This window comes from Pseudomonas helleri, assembly GCF_009600315.1.
GTDB lineage: Bacteria > Pseudomonadota > Gammaproteobacteria > Pseudomonadales > Pseudomonadaceae > Aquipseudomonas > Aquipseudomonas helleri_A.
The window spans coordinates 1-3,526 of sequence record NZ_WIWC01000075.1 but is presented as its reverse complement, the minus strand read 5'-3'; the positions used below and the strand labels follow the sequence as shown (position 1 = coordinate 3,526).

The 3,526-nt window shown below is 63.0% G+C and carries 6 protein-coding genes and 1 pseudogene; all 7 read right to left on the bottom strand.

Features of this window, described 5'->3' with window-relative positions; genetic code table 11:
• On the bottom strand, positions 1-231 hold a 231-nt coding region (locus tag GHN86_RS22755), incomplete at its 3' end, for a replication initiation protein (RefSeq protein ID WP_323370012.1).
• 147 nt (positions 232-378) lie between these two features.
• Positions 379-657, bottom strand: a complete 279-nt coding sequence (locus GHN86_RS23770; protein WP_048403092.1) for an MbeD/MobD family mobilization/exclusion protein — start codon at positions 655-657, stop codon at positions 379-381.
• Positions 658-660: 3 nt separating this feature from the next.
• The gene (locus GHN86_RS23765; protein WP_053221399.1) at positions 661-1,149 is read right to left on the bottom strand and encodes an MbeB family mobilization protein; all 489 of its coding nucleotides are present in this window, start codon (positions 1,147-1,149) and stop codon (positions 661-663) included.
• A gap of 307 nt (positions 1,150-1,456) precedes the next feature.
• Positions 1,457-1,720: pseudogene (locus GHN86_RS24145) on the bottom strand (relaxase/mobilization nuclease domain-containing protein); the annotation flags it as partial.
• Between the two features lie 113 nt (positions 1,721-1,833).
• The gene (locus GHN86_RS22745) at positions 1,834-2,172 is read right to left on the bottom strand and encodes a MobC family plasmid mobilization relaxosome protein (protein ID WP_073514994.1); all 339 of its coding nucleotides are present in this window, start codon (positions 2,170-2,172) and stop codon (positions 1,834-1,836) included.
• Between the two features lie 387 nt (positions 2,173-2,559).
• Entirely contained in the window at positions 2,560-2,736 is a 177-nt protein-coding gene (locus GHN86_RS22740; RefSeq protein WP_153387367.1) for a hypothetical protein, read from the bottom strand.
• Positions 2,733-3,526 (bottom strand): replication initiation protein (locus GHN86_RS22735; protein WP_153387366.1); only part of this gene is annotated, 794 nt, incomplete at its 5' end. The genes GHN86_RS22735 and GHN86_RS22740, both read right to left, overlap by 4 nt.

Sequence of the window (3,526 nt, the reverse complement as noted above, 5' to 3'; positions counted from 1 at the left end):
GTCCATCGCAGCCCCTGGGCGGTCGATGTCGTAGACGAGCCAATACTTGTGCGTGGGGCCGTTCGGCTGGATGTAGCGGGCCAGGGCAGCGCGCTCGGCGCTGCGCACCTGGAGTCCTGCGCGCAGGTCGTCGGTATGGTACGGCTTGGCCGGTAGGCGCTCGCGGAACAGCTCAAGCTGGATCGCTTGTCGCGGTTGATCGTCTGCGGCGTCGTGGTATGCTTTCAACACGTTCAAGGGCACTCCAATGCTCTTGCGGGGCCCCCGTCGCTCTCTCTTCCGCCAAGATGATCAGAGCACGGGGGTTTTGTTTTTTCTGGGGTCCAGCCTAACCCAAGGTGGGCCCACGGCGCGACTTATGCCGCTGATGCTCCTGGATCACTTCCTGAGCGCGCGGCTCAAACCCTCGACGCGCTGCGCCAAGTCGTTCACTTGTCCGCTCAAGCTCTGCACCTGCTGCGACAGGGCCATGTTCTCTGTCTGGCTGCGCTCGTACTGCCCCTGCAAGGTCGCGGCAGCTTCGGCCCACAGCTTCGAGCCCTTCGCGTGCTCGATCCGCATACTTTGCAAGGTCTCGGCGAAACTGCTCAGCTGCTGCTCGTGCTCGCTCTGTAAACTCTCCAAGGCGTCTAGCAAGGCCTTCTCGATCTCCGTCATAGCCTACTTCTCCAACTTCACGGCCTCTCGGCCAAGTTCCTTGAAATTCCACCCGCTGGACGCCTTCTTCCCTTTGGGCAGCAGGAGGTACTCGTCTTTTCCGTCGCTGTAGAACTCCATCCCCAGCGCCTGGGCGCGGGCCATCGTGGCCTTCTGCTGCTCGATGATCTGGAAATTCTCCGCCACCGTCAGCCCTGTCCACCACAGGGCCCCGCTCGCGGCCAGGATGACCGCCAGCAGGCTCCCTGCGAGCCATTTCCAGCCCGATAGGACTAACGCCCTGGTGTTGGCCTCGGTCGCGCTCAAAAGCTCGCTGAGGCTCTTCTCGCGGGCCTGGATGGCGCCGCTCAAGCTCTGTTCGCTTGATCTCAATGCCGCGAGCAAGGTCTGTTCGTGCTGTTTGTAGGCGTTCGTCACGCCCGTCTCGATATCGCTGGCTTGCTGCTTCGATTTCTCCTCGAAGCTCCGGGCCAAGTCTGAAATCCCGCTCATAGAGGGCCCCCTTGAGGCGTATGTTCTTGCCGCCGTCCGGGTCGGCGATGCTGATGGATGACTTGGTTTCGCGGGCCACCTGGAAGCCTGCACCTGTCAACTTTTCGAGCACGTCAGCACGGCTGCGCACCTCGCCCTGGGCGGCAAGGGCCAGCAGCCCGTCCGTGATCTGCTGCGCGACCTGCTGACGCTCTGGCGGCAAGTCGCGGGGCGTTACAAGGGCCCGCCTGCGAGCTGGGTCTTTCGGGTCGGAAAGGCCCAGCTCGGCGCGCTGAACCGTCGCCCAGGCATCGACCCGGCGCTGATCGGCGACGTGATAGTAGGGCTGCAAGCGCTTGCCCTCGGTCAGCTCCAGGTTGGGGATGACGAAGTTCAGCTCTAATCGTCCCTTGTCTTGGTGCTCAACCCATAGGCAGCTGTACTGCCGGGCCTCTAGGCCGGGCAGTAGCGCCTTCTCGAAACTGTCCATGAGGGCCCGTTTCTGCTCGGGCGGTAGATCCGCCTCGGCAAAGCTCAGCACGCCGCTGGTGTACTTCTTGGCGTACCGGCTGGAGTCGATCAGTTCGGCCACCTGCTCAGGATCGCCACGCAGCAGGGTTGCCCCCTCCCGCTGGCCGTCCCGGCCCAGCAGGTACTGCGTCGGCCCCTTGCCGCCGCCAGTGCCCCTGGCGTGGAACTTCACGATCACTTGTGCAGCGCTCGCAGTTCGGCCAACTCACGCTCAACCCCGGCCAGGGCGCCGATGACCTGGACGCGATCAACAGCGCCCCACTCGGCGGTGTTCATCTTGCGGGCGATCTGGTTGAGGTTGTTCCCGATACTCGCCAACTGGCGCAGCAACGCGGGATCAGCCGCCGGGGCCGCGCCGCGCAGATCACGGACTAGATCGGTCTGGCCGGGATTCAGGCAGCTCTCCCGCATCCAGCGGGCCAGCTCCGTCCTGGTGCTGTGCATCTGGAGGGTGGCCAGTTCCTCGGGGGTCACCCGCACCTTGATGATCTTTTCGCGCTTTGGCTCGGTCATGGATTGGCTCTTAGTCGAGGCCCCCGACGTTGCGGACTTTAGTCCGCGGCGGCGGGGGCCGGCTGGGGGGTTTCGGGGGGCGGCACGCCCCCTGAACCAGGTCACAGAGGAACCGACCAAGCGAAGCGCCGGGAGGGCCCTCTGTGTATCCTGGCTTATAATCAAAAGCCGTGCAAGTTACAAAAGGTAACAGAGGCTCTAGATCAGGGGTTAGTGGATTTGTGGCTAACGCGCTTTGCTTGTTGGGCGTTCACCATCACAGCGCCCTTCGGTCACTGCACTGGCGACCACCTGGACTTGTGAAGAGCGGGGGGATTTACATCTGGAGGGGCACAGCTGAAGCCCCCGTAAACGGGGCTATTATCTGATATGGCTTTTTGACAACTTTTACTGAGGGTTCGCTTTGTTGGCGATGCGGGCAATCAGGCTGGCCGCGTACATTGCGAGATCGTAGTCAATTGACTCGTTGCGCAGGGCCCAGCCATCCACCATGTCGATGACATGGGATAGATCGGCTAGAAGGTCCGGGAGTTCGTCCTGGCGGAATGCATCTTTAAGGGTCATTTGAGGCCTCTTACCCAGTTGTTGATTGTTTGCCTTGATTGGCCCGTCAGGCGCGCTATTTCGGCCTCTGAGCGGCCCTCGTCAAGCAGGCTGACCAGCTTCGGCCTGAGCTGGTCACGCAGCGCCTTGCCCTTCTTCGATCCCTGTGCGGCCTGCCACGCACTGAAGCCCTCGGGCGTGAACCGGGCGTGTGTGTACCTAGCCACCGACTTGGCGATATGGCCCACCTCCTGGTGATCCAGGGGGCAAGGGAACCCAGCGTTGTACATGAGGGCCCGCTGCAGGCAGGCGGCGTGCCACTGGTCGTAACCCGGCCAGCCCTGGCGTATGGCCTTGTACGACCACTGGCTGAGCTGCTCGAAGAGGTTGCAGTTACGACCCAGTCCGTACGCAGGCAGGCGCTTGCGCCGGTCTTTCGCCGCGCTGAGGTCAAGCCAGCTGTCCAGATCGTTCAGCGTGTACAGGCGGGGCTCCCACGCCGCCACAACCCAGTGCGGGTGCAGCGGGTTCTTGCAGATCAGGCCGCTGTACTGCGGGTCTGCCCCGAGTGCCTGCTGTAGCGTGGAATCTATGGCTCCCGCGTACCTGAGTGGGTCAGATTTCGCGCCAGGCGCAGTCCTGACGGGGGTTTTGAGGCCGTAGATCAGGTGAGCGTGCCCATTGGCGGGATTCATGGCTGTGATCGAGGGCGGCGGGCAATTGCGGTCGCTCCAGTCCATCGCAGCCCCTGGGCGGTCGATGTCGTAGACGAGCCAATACTTGTGCGTGGGGCCGTTCGGCTGGATGTAGC

Coding starts and splice junctions, on each gene's coding strand:
- GHN86_RS22740 (WP_153387367.1), bottom strand. CDS start 2,736: ATGACCCTTAAAGATGCATTCCGCCAGGACGAACTCCCGGACCTTCTA.
- GHN86_RS22745 (WP_073514994.1), bottom strand. CDS start 2,172: ATGACCGAGCCAAAGCGCGAAAAGATCATCAAGGTGCGGGTGACCCCC.
- GHN86_RS23770 (WP_048403092.1), bottom strand. CDS start 657: ATGACGGAGATCGAGAAGGCCTTGCTAGACGCCTTGGAGAGTTTACAG.
- GHN86_RS23765 (WP_053221399.1), bottom strand. CDS start 1,149: ATGAGCGGGATTTCAGACTTGGCCCGGAGCTTCGAGGAGAAATCGAAG.